Here is a 15,155-nt window from a genome sequence, read left to right as displayed (position 1 = left end):
ACCTGATGCCTGACGCTTCTAAACCAAGAAAGTTTATTTTGTACCGTACATCCGGTCACCAGCATCACCGAGACCCGGGATGATGTAGCCCTTTTCGTTGAGCTTTTCATCGATGGACGCAGTGTAGATTGGCACGTCAGGATGTGCTTCGTTGAAGCGCGCAACACCTTCAGGAGCAGCCAGCAAGCAAACGAACACCATGTTCTTTGCGCCGCGCTTCTTCAGGCGGTCTACAGCAGAAATCGCAGAGTTTGCAGTTGCCAGCATTGGGTCAACAACGATCACCAGACGCTCTTCCAGCTCCTGAGGCGCTTTGAAGTAGTATTCAACGGCTTCAAGGGTCTTAGGATCGCGGTAGAGACCGATATGTGCAACGCGTGCAGATGGGATCAGCTCAAGCATGCCTTCCAGCAGGCCGTTACCAGCACGCAGGATGGAGGCGAAGCAAAGCTTTTTACCAGCCAGAACCGGTGCATCCATTTCAGCAACTGGTGTCTCGATGGACTGGGTGGTCATCTTCAAATCGCGTGTTACTTCGTAGCACAGCAACAAAGAGATTTCGCGCAGCAAGCGGCGGAAGTCCTGCGTCGGGGTTGTTTTTCTCCGCATGTGGGTCAGCTTATGCTGGACCAGCGGGTGTGCGATTACGGTTGCGCCGGACATCGTGTTCCTCTTTTTCAACCCAGTCGGGTCTTTTATATGCAGCTGCCTTTTGTCAGCATGTACATGGCAGTGCGTGTCTTAGTTAGGCACCTGATATTCTCGGGTGCAATTGACGAAAGGTTATAGATCAAAAAACGGTTCCATCACTGATAATCATCAGGGGTGGAGATCCATCACCTCGTTTTTCAAGGGCAATTTGTCGTCCTGCAGCCCAAGACCCACCTTCCAGCACACATGCCAGTGGAAGCTGGTCCCGGGAGACAGACAAATCTGCCCGAATCCAATCCGCGAGCTTATCGAGAAGAGCGATCGTGAGCGCTCTCCATTCAACAACCAGCTCGCTGCTTACTTCGTGTTTGTTCAGAGACTGCTTCGGATCTTTCAAGCGCAGTACGCCCGTGTCCAAAAACAGTCCGCCATTGCGATGCTCAGCAAGGCCAGTCAAACCATCAATGTTTGTCATCTCAATACCAGCCCACGACAGAGGTTCAACTAAAGAATAAGCAATCCATTGAGAAAGTTTGTGAAGAGGGACAAGATTGGTGGTTTTGTCCTGAGTTGTGACCTTGGAATGACGCCATGTGTCCCCGAGGATCACACCGTCGATCTGCTCACGATTGGGCCAGATCGGCCCTAATCCATCCAGAACCAGCTCCAGAATCCGTTCTGCATCCAGAGGGCCCGTTTGCCCTTCCTCATAGAGGATATCAAAGAGACCGCCCGGACGTGGCTCATCTTCTTTGCCAAACAGATCGTCGCGGAGAGAAACAGCCTCTCCCAGACGGTTCAGCAAAGACAGTCGCCCATCCAGCCCGATGAGCTGGTTCTTCTCTGTAATTTGTAAGCCTTCTGCGAGTTCATCCTTGTCCAGACGGAACAAGGTGATGGCATCTGCCCTGAGTGGGTCCAGCGGCTCGTGAGAAAAGAAACCAGCCGAGAACATGGCCAGTGAACCAATCGCCAAACCCTCAGAATGCTTGAAGGTCTCATTGGTGATTGCTTCGCGATACGTCCAGTGTTCACCAGCGGCGGCATCCAGCAGCGCTGAAACAATCGCCAGATCGCAAGCTGCACGGCCCATGCCCTGCACATCAGAAAAGCGTCGTGCACCAGCCAACATGCCCCAGCGGTCTATGCCACCGGTCTCAAACTGGCGCCAGCGGGCATGAAATGGAATTTGCCGGTCTGGATAGGTGTTGTCGGTCGCAGCGAGTGTTCTGCGGGCAGCTTCTGCAAGGTGAGACAGATCAACAGCAAAATGCTCAAGTTCGCCCTGCAATCCCAGCTCCAAAAGCATATGTGAGCGTTCACGAACTGCTTTTGCGTTGAGCAAGGACAAAGCCTGCGATGCTTGCATCTCCATCTTCGTCGGTTCCTATCGTTTTGCCTGGTGAGGCCTGTAAAGCACTCGTATTTCTGGTTTGCCGGAATCGGCCTTATGCAACGTCTGCCCCGAAGCTTAAAATGCCCCACTGATCTACGCTATAAAGCCCGCACCTTTTTATGAAGGTACGGGCTTTTTGCAATCTATGCTCTGAGGTTTTGAGCATAAGAAACCCGGCTATGCCAGTTTTCCTGCTTATGCACACTCAACTCAAGCAAAAACTCATGCTTCTTCAGTTAAAGTGTCCAAACGCTTTAGAAGAACAGCACGGGTTTCCTCATCAACAAACGCTGCTTCCAGCGCATTCTTTGTGATGGATTTCTGGATGTCACGCGTCCAGCCAAACACACGAGATGTTTCAACATACTCGTGGCCAAGCGTTGTGTGGAAGAATGGCGGATCATCGGAGTTGAGGGTGATACGCACACCTGCCTGACGCAGCATGTTTACCGGGTGGAAGCGCAGGTTTGAGTAGACACCGAGTGCAATGTTGGAATGTGGGCACACCTCAAGGGTGATTTCCTCGTCCACAAGACGCTGAACCAGCGCATCGTCTTCTACTGCACGCACACCATGACCAACACGGGTGATCTTCAGGTAATCCAGTGCGTCACGTACGCTTTCAGCACCGCCGAACTCACCAGCATGGGCTGTGAGGCCGAGACCAGCTTCGCGGGCCATAGCGAAGGCTTTTTCAAAGTCCTTTGCCGGGCCAATGCGCTCGTCACCAGCCAGACCGAAGCCTGTTACCATTGGGTGTGGGTTGTCGATGACAGCCTTGACTGCGCCTTCAACGGACTCAGCTCCTTCATGACGCACACCGAGTGGAACCAGACGGCCTTCGATGCCTGTGTCTGCTTTCGCACGTTCCAGACCGGCTATGAGGCCTTCCAGATAGGAGTTGTAGCTCAGGCCTGCTTTGATTGCATGATCGGGAGAGATGAACACTTCCGCATAGATCACGCCTTCAGCTGCCAGCATCTTGTAGTAGGTTTCAGCTAGTTCTGCATAGTCGCCCGGGCGGCGGAACAGAGATGCTGCAACATCATACTGCTGAATAAAGGTGGTAAAGTCATGCCAGCTGTAGGCTCCGTTGGTGTCGAACAGATCACCCAAGTCTACATCATAGCGCTCTGCCAACTTTCTTACGAGCGTTGGAGGTGCTGCACCTTCAATGTGGCAGTGCAGTTCGGCGCGTGGCACCACGTTCTGCTTTGGTCTCATTTCTTAAAATCCGTGCATTGGCTTGTCTTTAGCCCGAACAATCCAGTTGTCATCCGACCATTTTGCAGTTCCGTCTACCATATGCACAGCATAGGCATGACGGGACTTATCAGAGCGGTTCGGAGCAGATTTGTGCGGCACAAGTCCATGAAGGATAACAAGGGTCCCTTTCGGGGCAACAAGTGGCGCCGCATCATCTGCAGATTTTTCGAGTGGGGTTTCGTCTAGGGTCTCCATCACAAGGCCTTCGCCGTTGTAATGGAAGCGTTTGCGAAGCGGTCCTTGATGACCACCTGGAACGCCATACAAACCACCGTTGGTTTCATCCGCATCTTCCAAAGCGAACCAGAAGCCTGTGCAGGTCAACGGCGCTGTGTGGAGGAATGTGGAGTCCTGATGGTTGTTTACTTCTCCGCCGATGTGAGGCGGTTTGAAGATGTACATGGATTGAGCGAGCAGTGGCTCTGTCAGTCCGATATCTTTGGCCACGCGTTCCATTTTCGGGGAGCGTGAAAACTGTTCAAACACAGGGTCATAGTCATGCAGGGCATGGCCGACTTTGTTCAGTGCCTGATGTTTGTCTTTGGTCAGAGCACCATTTTCGTCAAATGCTTCTGCCTCGAAGAAGAAACGGATTTTATCACCGCTTTCACGGAAATAAGCGTCCTTCGCATGCGTCTGCGCATTGGTCTCGAACACGGACGCGACTGTTGACGGGTCAAACTCGTCAATCAGGTGAGCCATGCGTGCTTTCAACTGATCGCACTCTTCCGGCGATGCAAATCCTTCAAGAACGAGGAAGCCATCCTCTTCGAACGCCTGCTTCATCTCAGGCGTTAAGCTTCCATCTTGCTGTGCAGTAAACGTGCGAGCCTGCATGCTGCATTCCCCTCTCATGTAACACGACGGATGCCTCTCCCAGCATCCTCAGAGCATGCCGCGTTCCTTTAAAGTCACGCATCATGCTCCAACATTTTTATTGGAGTGAATTCTTGCCGTTTGATTGTGTCCAAACAAACGGAACGCACTCTAACAATTGCAAATCATAGGCAATTCAGAAATATATCGCGGTACACTAAACCGGGCAAACAATGCTTGCCCGGCTTATTTTCAAAATTTCCTAGTGGATCTACAGAAAACTATTTCCGTTTTCGCCAGTTGAAATTCCAAGATGTTTGGCAACGGACTCGCCCATATCAGCGAAAGTCGGGCGTTTTCCGATGTTGGAACCCTTCTCGCCTTTCACCAGAGCCAGTACAGGAACATGCTCACGTGTGTGGTCTGTGCCTTTCCAGGTTGGGTCACAACCGTGGTCGGCAGTCAGAATGAGCAGGTCGCCGTCGTTCATCTTTTCGATCATCTCTGGCAGACGCTTGTCGAAGTGTTCCAGAGCTGCGGCATAACCCGGCACGTCACGGCGGTGGCCGTAGAGCATGTCGAAGTCAACGAAGTTGGAGAACACAAGGTCTCCGTCTTTCGCCAGATCCATTGCTTCCAACGTGCGGTCAAAGAGCTGATCGTTGCCAGCACCCTTCAGCAGTTTGGTGATGCCTTGCGCTGCATAAATATCGGAGATCTTGCCGACAGCAATCACCTGACGGCCAGCATCTTCCAGACGATCCAGAACAGTTGGAGCTGGTGGCAAAACAGAGTAGTCGCGACGGTTTGCAGTCCGCTCAAAGCCTGCTTCAACAGAGCCCTCAAACGGACGGGCAATCACACGACCGATGTTGTATTCGTCTACCAGTGTGCGGCACTTCACGCAGAGATCCAGCAGGCGCTCAAGGCCAAAGCTCTCTTCGTGGGCAGCGATCTGAAGAACACTGTCTGCAGAAGTGTAGATGATTGGCTTGCCGGTTTTGACGTGCTCTTCACCGAATTCCTCGATGACAACAGTGCCAGAACCGTGCGTCAGACACAGAACACCCGGGAGTTCACCAACTTCGATGATCTTTTCGATCAACTCAGCAGGGAATGACGGGTTCGCATCCGGGAAGTAGCCCCAGTCGAATGTGACTGGTACGCCAGCAATTTCCCAGTGACCGGATGGTGTGTCTTTGCCGTTGGAAACTTCAGCAGCAAAACCCCAATGGGATTCTGGCGTGCCGGAGAAATCCAGGCCTTTAATGTCTTTACCAGTGGATGCACGAGCGGCAGCACCCAGTCCAAGACGATCCATGTTTGGCAAGGAGAGAGGACCGCTGCGCAGACCTTCTTTATCGCCTTTACCTTCTGCACATGCATCGGCAATGTGACCAAGGGTGTCGGAGCCGACATCGCCAAACTTGTCAGCGTCGTCGGCTGCGCCGATACCGAAGCTGTCGAGTACACACATAATTGCGCGTGGCATTCGCGTTTCCTTAGTTTTTGGAGGACAGCTCTCAATCAGATAATTGTCTGCTCAAAAGAGGTGAGAGGCTGTCCTGCCAGTTAATTATTGCTGCGCAGATTAAGGCGCAATACGGTCACGGATTGTGTCGAACTCTTTAACGTCCGCCGCAGAACCAAAGGTGTAAGCGTCACGCAGAACTTTCTCTGCACGCTCTACCTGATCTTCGGTGTGTGCGTGGATGACGGCGATTGGAGTTTCGCTATCTACGGACGTGCCAACACCAGCGATGTCTGTGAGACCAACAGCAGGATCGATTTCGTCCGCTGCGGCACGACGACCACCACCAAGTTCAACAACTGCGAGACCAACTGCACGTGCATCAACACCAGTCACCAAAGATGCTTCTGGCACATGAATTGCGCGCTGGATCGGAGCCTTTGCAAGGTATGCTTCCGGCTTCTCCATGAAGTCGTTTGGACCGCCGAGTTCGCCGACCATCTTGCCGAAGAGTTCAGCTGCCTTACCAGAGGTGAAGGCTTCTTCCATCTTCTTCTTACCGTCATCAACGCTATCAGCAAGACCTGAGTTGGCAAGACCTTCTGCACCAATTGCAACGGTCACATCCCACAGACGATTGTCAACGTGGGTGCCTTTCAGGAAGTCTACAGCGTTCTGAACTTCGATCGCGTTACCAGCTGCAGATGCCAGAGACTCGTTCATATCTGTGAGCAATGCGGTGGTTTTGAGACCTGCACCGTTTGCAACAAGAACGAGGCTTTCAGCCAGAGCTTTCGCGTCTTCGTAGTTCGCCATGAATGCGCCGGTGCCCCACTTAACGTCGAGAACCAGAGTTTCAAGGCCAGCCGCCAGCTTCTTGGAGAGGATGGACGCGGTGATGAGATCAATGCTCTCAACAGTCGCGGTCACGTCACGGATACCATAGAAGCGCTTGTCAGCAGGTGCGAGGTCGCCAGTCTGGCCGATGATCGCACAACCAACTTCACGAACAACCTTGCGGAACAGTTCGTTGGATGGTTTTGCGGAGTAGCCCGGAATGGTTTCCAGCTTGTCCAGAGTACCGCCGGTATGGCCGAGGCCGCGACCGGAGATCATTGGAACAGCAGCACCGTTTGCAGCAAGTGCAGGCGCAAGCATCAGAGAAACGTTGTCGCCAACACCACCCGTGGAGTGCTTGTCAACGACTGGTGCGCCGATGTCGGACCAGTCAAGAACGTCACCGCTGTCACGCATGCCGAGTGTCAGTGCAACACGCTCGTCAACACTGAGACCCTGAAAGAACACGGCCATTGCCAGAGCAGCAACCTGCCCTTCGGTTACGCTGTTATCAGTGATGCCCTTTACAAAGAACTGAATTTCTTCAGCTGTCAGGACTTCGCCTTCACGTTTCTTACGAACGATTTCTTGAGGAAGCATATCAGTAGGTCTCTTTAGTGTCGTTATCACGGCCTTCGATGCCAGCGAGCACTGCATCAAGCAGGCCACTTGCGCCGAAACGGAACGTTGCTGAGGATACCCAGTTGCTGCCCATCAAGTCGTCAGCCAGTTTCAGGTATTCAGCTGCTTCTTCTACAGTGCGCACACCACCAGCTGGCTTGAAGCCAACAACGCGGTGATCTTCCTTAGAAGTTTCACGCAGTACGTTGAGCATGATTTCCGCAGCTTCGAGAGTTGCGTTGACTTCCACTTTACCTGTTGAGGTTTTGATGAAGTCTGCGCCCTGTGCAATTGCAATTTCAGAAGCCAGGTGGATCAAACGAGGATCCTTCAGCTCACCGGTTTCAAGGATAACCTTGAGCTGTGCTGGAGCAGGAATTGCGCCACGAACCTGTTTGATCTGGTCTTCGGCGAAACCACGACGGCCTTCTGCGAATGCGCGATATGGCATGACGAGATCAACTTCGTCCGCGCCGTCAGCAACAGCCTTTTTGGTTTCTTCGATCACTGCTGCAGTGTCTTCACCACCAGCAGGGAAGTTCACAACAGTCGCGATGCGAACTGGAGAGTTCTTCAGAAGCTCAGCAGCCTGCTTTACAAAGCGAGGCCAGATGCAGATGGCTGCGGTGTGACCGTAAGGTGTAGTTGAGCGCTCAATAAGTGCTGCTACATCTTCTGCGGTGCAGTCATCATTCAGGTTGGTTAGATCGATAAGTCCTAGAGCACGCTTTGCTATTTCTTTTGTTGATGCTTCGGTCATTTTGCCAGTTTCCTTCAAGCCATGTTTTTGAGGAAGGCACGCAAAATCTTTTTGATCTTGGCCGCTCCGAGCGGGGCCATTTCCTTGGTTTCATCATGAGAGAGGCCGTGGGCTTGTAGGCCAGCTCCCATATTGGTGATGGTGGAGATTGCTGCGACGCGCATGCCGAGGAAGCGAGACATAATCACTTCCGGTACGGTAGACATGCCAACGGCATCAGCACCGAGCACCTGAGACATGCGAATTTCTGCCGGTGTCTCGAAAGACGGGCCGGAGAACCACATGTAGACGCCCTCTTCGAGGTCTTCACCAGTTTCAGCAGCTGCTTTTTTGAGCTGCTCACGAAGCTCTGGATCGTATGCGGCGGAAAGATCGAGGAAACGGCTCTCGTCTTCTTCGCCGATGAGCGGGTTCAGACCAGACCAGTTGATGTGGTCATTGATCAGCATTGGAGAACCCGGCTTGATATTTTCACGCAAGGAGCCTGCAGCGTTGGTTGCAACGATTGTGTCACAGCCAAGTGCTTTGAGGGTCTCAAGCGGAGTGCGCATCACGGATGGGTTGCCGCTCTCATAGTAGTGTGCACGACCGGACAGAATAACAACCGGGACACCTTCCAGAGTGCCTGCAACCAGCTCACTTGCGTGCGCGGTAACAGAAGAGACAGGGAAACCGGTGAGACGGTTGTAAGACACACGAACCGCGTCTTCCACTTCGTCAGCCAGAGAACCCAGACCAGAACCGAGGATCATCCCAACTTTATAATCACCTGGGCGAGCAGCGCGTACAATTTCCGCTGATTCCTTACCAAATCCGCTCATAATCAATCCTCAATCTGTTCATTCAATTCAAAGCCAGCAGGCAGCAGTTCTTCCATGGTGAAGGTTTTACGCAGACCTTCGAGGTTGGCTACATGGATCTTGATCTGCTTGTTGCTTGCAAATTCAGAAAGTTTTTGACGACACCCACCGCATGGTGTGCACAGCGCGGCGTCTGCCAGCACTACAACCTCATTGATCTTGGTGGAGCCACCGCGGATCATTGCCGCGATTGCTCCGCCTTCAGCACAGGTGCCTTCCGGGTAGGCGCCGTTTTCGACGTTACACCCGGAGACCACTTTGCCATCAGTGGTGAGCAATGCAGCGCCCACCTTGAAGTTAGAGTATGGCGCATAGGCGGTTTTTCTTGCCGCCTTTGCTTCTTCAAAAAGCTTGTCAAATGCGCTCATTATTATTGTCCTTATGTACGCTCTTTAACATATGGGATACCAGATGCTTTCGGTGGGATTGCGCGACCGATAAAGCCGGCAAGAAGAACCACAGTCAGCACGTAAGGCAGAGCCTGGAAGACCTGAACAGGCACTTCACCAATTCCAGGAATTTCCTGGCCCTGAAGACGGATTGCCAATGCATCTAGGAAACCAAAGAGAAGGCATGTGAACATGGCGTTCACTGGCTTCCACTTTGCAAAGATAAGAGCTGCCAGAGCAATAAAGCCCTTGCCCGCACTCATATCTTTAATAAATCCGGCGCCCTGAGCAACAGACAGGTAAGCACCAGAGAACCCGCAGAGAATACCACAAATGATTGTCGCACGGTAACGTAGCAGTGTTACTGATAGACCTGCTGTGTCAGCTGCGGAAGGGTTCTCGCCTACTGCGCGAAGACGCAGACCAAAGCGGGTTCTGAAAATGATCCACCAGGTCAACGGTACGGCAGCGAAAGATGCATAAACCAGAATGTTGTGACCAGAGATCAGATTGGCATAGATCGGACCCAGCACAGGCACGTTTGCCAGAGTGTCGGCGAATGGCAGCGTGAGGCTTTCAAAGCGGGTTGCCGGAGACAGAGCCGGTGTTCGTCCACCTTGAGAGAACCATGCCTGACCCAGCAATACGGTCAGACCAGCTGCAAGGAAGTTGATCGCCACACCGGAAACCACCTGGTTGCCGCGCTGGCTGATAGATGCGTAACCGTGCACCAATGCCAGCATAACGGAAACCATGATACCCGCCAGAAGGCCGATCCACGGGCTCTGGAAGACGTAGGCTGCGGCAGCGGCAGCAAAAGCTGCACCGAGGATCTTACCTTCCAGACCGATATCAACGATACCGGAGCGCTCTGAAAACAGGCCAGCAAGGCACGCAAACAGAAGAGGAGTTGACAGGCGGAATGTGCTGTCGAGAACAAGAATGATTGTGTCTAACATGTCCGTCTCCCTATGCTTCTGCTGTGCTTGATGAGAAGCGATCGAAGAACGCTACAACTGCTGGGCGGAACATATGCTCAAGAGCACCAGCGAAGAGAATAACCAGGGCCTGAATGACCACGATCATGTCGCGTGAGATTGTTGGGATTTCGAACGCCAGCTCTGCGCCGCCCTGATAGAGCAGGCCAAAGAGCATGGAGGCGAGAATAATCCCGATCGGATGCCCTCGTCCCATCAGCGCTACCGCGATACCAACGAAGCCTGCACCACCTGCGAAGTCGAGAAGCAAGCGTGTCTGCTCACCCATCACAACGTTGATGCCCATCAAACCAGCAAGAGCACCGGAAATCAGCATGGTTACAACAGTGATGCGCACCGGGGAGATGCCAGCGTAGGCAGCTGCATCCGGGTTTGCACCGAAGCTGCGGATTTCATAGCCAAGCTTGGTGTGCCAGATCAGAAGCCAAACCACCACGCAAACAGCGAGAGCGAGGAAGAACGCGAGGTTCACAGGAGACTGACCGAAATCGAAGCTTGTGAAGACGTTTCTGAGCAGCGGAAGCTGACCGCCAGCCTCGAAGTTACGAGAGGATGGGGACATCGTACCCTGAGGGATCAGGATGTTAGACAGCAGGTACACCATCAACGCGGATGCGATGAAGTTGAACATGATCGTCGTAATAACGATGTGAGAGCCGCGCTTTGCCTGCAGGTAACCCGGAATGAATGCCCAGGCTGCACCGAATACAGCACCACCGATAATCGCGAATGGGAACGTCACCCACCATGGCACAAAGCGGTCCATGGCGAGGCAGACCAGAGCGATACCCAGACCGCCGACATAGGCCTGACCTTCACCACCAATGTTAAACAGACCAGCATGGAAGGCGACTGCCACAGCCAGACCGGTAAAGATAAAGTTTGTTGCGTAGTACAGTGTATAGCCAAAGCCTTCACCGTACCCCAAAGCACCCCAAACGAGCCATTTAACGGCTTCGAATGGATCTTCGCCAATTACTACAACGACCAAGCCAGAGATGATAAATGCCGCGAGCAGGTTGAGGGCCGGTAAAACACCGTAGTCAACCCAACGAGGAAGTTGCCCCTTACTCATTTCTGTGTTCCCCCAAATGTCAGGTCAAAGCAAATTTTGTTGTTAAACAGGGAGTTCATGATCATTCTGCTGCCTCTTGATTGACACCAGCCATGAGAAGACCAAGATCCTGCTCTGTTGCTTCTGGCCCGCGTTCACCAACCACGTTGCCATCAAACATGACAATGATGCGGTCGGAGAGTGAACGAATTTCTTCAAGCTCCACGGATACAAGAAGGACAGCTTTGCCCTGCGCGCGCATGTCCATGATCCGGTTGTGGATGTACTCAATCGCACCGATATCAACACCGCGTGTCGGCTGACCGATCAGAAGAACGTCCGGGTTACACTCAATTTCACGTGCCAGAACGATTTTCTGCTGGTTACCGCCAGAGAACTTTGCAGCTGTCATTTCGGTGGTTGGAGGGCGAATGTCGTATTTCTCGATGCGTTCCTTAGCTTCCTTACGGATCGCATCTTTATTGAGGAACATACCTTTTGAGTATTTCGGTTCGCGATGGTAGCCGAGAATGGAGTTCTCATACTCTGCGAACTTGTTGACCAGCCCCATCCGGTGGCGATCTTCAGGTACGTGGCTCATTCCCTTGGTGCGCATTTCAGCTGCATTATGTGCCGCTGAGAGGTCCAACGGCTCGCCTGACAGCTCCATCTTGCCGCTTTCGGCGCGGGTGATGCCGGAAAGAGCTGCGAGGAGCTCAGACTGACCATTACCGGAAACGCCTGCGATACCAAGAACTTCACCTGCACGCACTTCGAAGGAAACATCCTTCACGCGCATCACGCCGCGATCATCCCGAACGTTGAGGCCTTCTACTTTGAGGAGAGGCTTGCCAACTTCGACTTCAGGCTTGTCCACTTCCAGAAGAACACTGCGGCCAACCATAAGTTCAGCCAGTTCTTCCATGGAGGTTTGAGCAGTTTTGCGAGAGGCCACCATTTCACCACGACGCATCACGGACACCGTATCGGTTACATCCATGATCTCACGCAGTTTGTGGGTGATCAGCAGAACTGTTTTACCCTGATCGCGCAGTACGCGAAGAATGCGGAAGAGGTGATCAGCTTCAGATGGTGTCAAAACACCAGTCGGCTCATCAAGAATGAGAATGTCTGCGCCGCGGTACAGAGCCTTCAGGATCTCTACTCGCTGCTGCAAACCAACTGGCAACTCACCCACGACTGCGTCAGGGTCAATTGTCATGTCGTATTCGTCTGCCAAACGCTTAAGTTCGCGACGTGCGTTTGCTACACCATCTTTCAACAGTGCGCCGCCCTCAGCGCCAAGAATAACGTTTTCTAGAACTGTGAATGGATCGACGAGCATAAAATGCTGGTGCACCATACCGATGCCCTGCGCAATCGCGCTCTTCGAATCAGGAATAGTGGTTGTCTTGTCATCGATCTTAATTGTTCCGCTATCGGCATGGTAAAAACCGTAGAGGATCGACATCAAGGTGGATTTGCCCGCTCCGTTCTCCCCAATGATGCCGTGAATGGACCCTTTTCCTACAACAAGGTCAATGTCCTTGTTTGCTTGAACAGGCCCAAAACTTTTACTTACGCCAATTAACTCGATGGCAGGTACATTGCTTTCAGCCACTGTTGCCCGGCCTTTCTGGTCTATCAAATCAATAACTTGCGCATCAATCTCGTTCTTGCTTTCGAAGTACACCGTTTCAAAAGCGTTGCCCCACCCCCAGGAGAAGCAGAGAACAGATCCCAATGCAGTTATCCTCGTTTCCCCTTCAACCTTCGCTCCCAAAGGCTGAAAACTCTACTCGGGCTACAGGGGCGCAAGTCCCTCATAAATCCCTTCAAGACCGAAAGTCTGGAAGGAGTGGTCGTTCCGAAGAACCACCGTAAGCGAAAATGCCCACACCAGATAGTGCGGGCACTTTCCATTAGATTAGAACGGACAGGTAGAATCCACCATGTAATCGTGAACTTCTACTTTGCCAGAAATAATATCCATCTTTGCCTGTTCAACTGCAGACTGCATTTCTGCTGTGATGAGAGGCTTGTTATACTCGTCGTAAGACCAGGAAACACCATTCTCAGCAAGGCCGAGAACTTCAACACCGGATGTCCACTTGCCTTCTTTAGCGTCTGTCAGCGTCTTATCGACAGCAACATCTACCGCTTTGATCATGGAAGTCAGAACAGAACCCGGATGCAGGTGGTTCTGGTTGGAATCCACACCGATGCCCAGCTTGCCTTCATCAGCTGCTGCCTGAAGAACACCAGTGCCGGTCAGGCCTGCTGCATGGAACACAACATCTGCGCCACGCGCGAACTGTGAACGAGCAAGTTCACCGCCCTTAAGTGGGTCAGTCCATGCTGCGCCGGTGGTTCCGGTCATATTTTCGATGATTTCAATGTCAGGCTTCGCGTATTTCGCGCCCTGCTTGTAACCACATGCAAACTTGCGGATCAGCGGAATGTCCATACCGCCAACAAAACCAATGGTGTCGGATTCAGTTGACATTGCAGCCAGAAGACCAACGAGGAATGAACCTTCACCTTCTTTGAAGACGATGGAACGTACGTTTGGCAGGTCTACAACGGAATCAACGATTGCGAAGTGCGTGTCAGGAAATTCCTTAGCAACTTTCTCCAGTGCAGCTGCCTGAGCGAAGCCAATCGTGATGATTGGATCGAGACCACGTCGCGCGAAGTTACGCAGAGCCTGTTCACGCTGAGATGGATTCTGGATCTCAAAATCGCGGAACTTGATGCCTGTGCGTTCTTCGAACTGCAACGCGCCTTTGTAAGCTGCTTCATTGAAAGACCGGTCATTACGACCGCCGAAATCATAAACGACTGCGGGCTTGAAAGTTTCTGCCATAGCTCCAGTCGTCATGACTGCTGCTAAAGCAACTGCACCGAGGATTGTTGTGGTTTTCACGGTTTCTTCCTTATTATATCTTCCCGTAGAGCGGAAAGGACTCTCCCTTAAGAAGAACAGACTCCCAACTTATGTCGTTGCTTCGAGCTCGTTCTCTTTCAGCAGGCCAGCGAGTTCTCTGGCCAAAACCTCATCGATGATCAGATCCTTGATGATGCCGGTCGCCAATGCTGCCAGTGTTGCTTTCGCCTTGCGGTAACCGCCAACGATCGCGACAACATGCGCCTTGCGGACGTCATCAAAGTGCAAACCAACTGCTTTTTCGTTTAGAGAACAGGCTACTTCGTTGCCGTCAATGTCGACAAAGCGGCCCATCACGTCAGAACAAGCGCCACTTTCCAGCAGTTCTTCACGTTCTTCAGAGGTAATCAGCTTGCGTTGTACAAGGTGGCCTTCCTTCTCAACGGACCCGATGCCGATGATGAAGAGTTCTGCGGCCTTAGCTCTTGCGAGCAGCTCCTGAACAGCGCCCTGAGAGACAAAGGTGTCTCTTTCTGCTTTGGTTTCAGCAATATAAGGAACAGGAAGATAGAAACCTTCACCGCCCGTCTTCGCACATAGCTGCTGCACAACATCATACGGGTTGGCAGAAAGACGACGGGTGAGCGAGCCGGATACGGACAGCAGCTCAAGCTCAGGAAGGTGAACACGAGGCATTGCCTCGATGGTGGACTGGAGCGTGCGCCCCATGCCTACACCAATGCGCTTAGGTGGATTCGTTGTAAAAAGTGAATGAAGGTATTGGCCAGCAAAAGATGAAACTGCCGTGAAAGAGTCTGTTTCGTCACCGCTGCCAAGATCCGGAGCAATAAAGCAATTTTCCAGATTCATTCGCTTACAGAGAAATTGTTCTAATTCAACGCATTCAGAAGGCCGGGCTTCGATATGAAATTTTATCAAGCCTTCTTTTTGAGCATGTGCTATTAGGCGATGAACTTTTGCAGGGGAAACCCCAAGGCGGCCAGCAATCTCTCCCTGAGTGCTTCGGCCAATGAAAGACATCCAAGCGGCCCTAATGGCCAAAGATGTGGTCCATTCGTCTGCCTTCATGGTCTAGCCTCTTATATTCCTATATGGCTTTCTGGAAATACCTCCAGAATCCATTCCCAA

General features: G+C 52.3%; 14 protein-coding genes. All 14 read right to left on the bottom strand.

Features of this window, described 5'->3' with window-relative positions:
• Positions 1-33 precede the first annotated feature (33 nt).
• The 14 genes from upp to PsAD46_RS05255 all read right to left on the bottom strand — a co-directional run bounded on the left by upp (position 34) and on the right by PsAD46_RS05255 (position 15,047).
• Positions 34-663 carry a uracil phosphoribosyltransferase gene (gene upp, locus PsAD46_RS05320; RefSeq protein WP_057464180.1) on the bottom strand — a complete coding sequence of 210 codons (630 nt, stop codon included), beginning with the start codon at positions 661-663 and terminating at the stop codon, positions 34-36.
• A gap of 127 nt (positions 664-790) precedes the next feature.
• On the bottom strand, positions 791-2,026 hold the full coding sequence (locus PsAD46_RS05315) for a DUF1688 family protein (protein WP_063306322.1): 1,236 nt from the start codon (positions 2,024-2,026) through the stop codon (positions 791-793).
• 243 nt (positions 2,027-2,269) lie between these two features.
• A complete protein-coding gene (locus PsAD46_RS05310; protein WP_063291342.1) occupies positions 2,270-3,271 on the bottom strand; it encodes an adenosine deaminase in 1,002 nt (333 codons plus the stop codon).
• A 3-nt stretch (positions 3,272-3,274) separates the two neighbouring features.
• Entirely contained in the window at positions 3,275-4,150 is an 876-nt protein-coding gene (locus PsAD46_RS05305) for a phytanoyl-CoA dioxygenase family protein (RefSeq protein WP_063291341.1), read from the bottom strand.
• 250 nt (positions 4,151-4,400) lie between these two features.
• Positions 4,401-5,621, bottom strand: a complete 1,221-nt coding sequence (locus PsAD46_RS05300; protein ID WP_063291340.1) for a phosphopentomutase — start codon at positions 5,619-5,621, stop codon at positions 4,401-4,403.
• 99 nt (positions 5,622-5,720) lie between these two features.
• Positions 5,721-7,037: a thymidine phosphorylase gene (deoA, locus tag PsAD46_RS05295; RefSeq protein WP_057464185.1), complete on the bottom strand. Its 1,317-nt coding sequence runs from the start codon at positions 7,035-7,037 to the stop codon at positions 5,721-5,723.
• Position 7,038: 1 nt separating this feature from the next.
• Positions 7,039-7,818, bottom strand: a complete 780-nt coding sequence (gene deoC, locus PsAD46_RS05290; protein WP_057464250.1) for a deoxyribose-phosphate aldolase — start codon at positions 7,816-7,818, stop codon at positions 7,039-7,041.
• Positions 7,819-7,832: 14 nt separating this feature from the next.
• The gene (locus tag PsAD46_RS05285) at positions 7,833-8,639 is read right to left on the bottom strand and encodes a purine-nucleoside phosphorylase (RefSeq protein WP_063286755.1); all 807 of its coding nucleotides are present in this window, start codon (positions 8,637-8,639) and stop codon (positions 7,833-7,835) included.
• Between the two features lie 2 nt (positions 8,640-8,641).
• A complete protein-coding gene (gene cdd, locus PsAD46_RS05280) occupies positions 8,642-9,046 on the bottom strand; it encodes a cytidine deaminase (RefSeq protein WP_063306321.1) in 405 nt (134 codons plus the stop codon).
• 11 nt (positions 9,047-9,057) lie between these two features.
• Entirely contained in the window at positions 9,058-10,026 is a 969-nt protein-coding gene (locus PsAD46_RS05275; RefSeq protein WP_057464188.1) for an ABC transporter permease, read from the bottom strand.
• A 10-nt stretch (positions 10,027-10,036) separates the two neighbouring features.
• A complete protein-coding gene (locus PsAD46_RS05270; protein WP_063306320.1) occupies positions 10,037-11,140 on the bottom strand; it encodes an ABC transporter permease in 1,104 nt (367 codons plus the stop codon).
• Between the two features lie 61 nt (positions 11,141-11,201).
• A complete protein-coding gene (locus tag PsAD46_RS05265; protein ID WP_063306393.1) occupies positions 11,202-12,740 on the bottom strand; it encodes an ABC transporter ATP-binding protein in 1,539 nt (512 codons plus the stop codon).
• Between the two features lie 306 nt (positions 12,741-13,046).
• Positions 13,047-14,045, bottom strand: a complete 999-nt coding sequence (locus PsAD46_RS05260; RefSeq protein ID WP_082830530.1) for a BMP family ABC transporter substrate-binding protein — start codon at positions 14,043-14,045, stop codon at positions 13,047-13,049.
• 69 nt (positions 14,046-14,114) lie between these two features.
• Positions 14,115-15,047 (bottom strand): sugar-binding domain-containing protein, encoded by a 933-nt coding sequence (locus PsAD46_RS05255; protein ID WP_244271720.1) that lies wholly within the window; start codon positions 15,045-15,047, stop codon positions 14,115-14,117.
• Positions 15,048-15,155 lie beyond the last annotated feature (108 nt).

The organism is Pseudovibrio sp. Ad46, from assembly GCF_001623065.1.
GTDB lineage: Bacteria > Pseudomonadota > Alphaproteobacteria > Rhizobiales > Stappiaceae > Pseudovibrio.
This window is presented reverse-complemented; position numbering and strand designations above follow the sequence as displayed.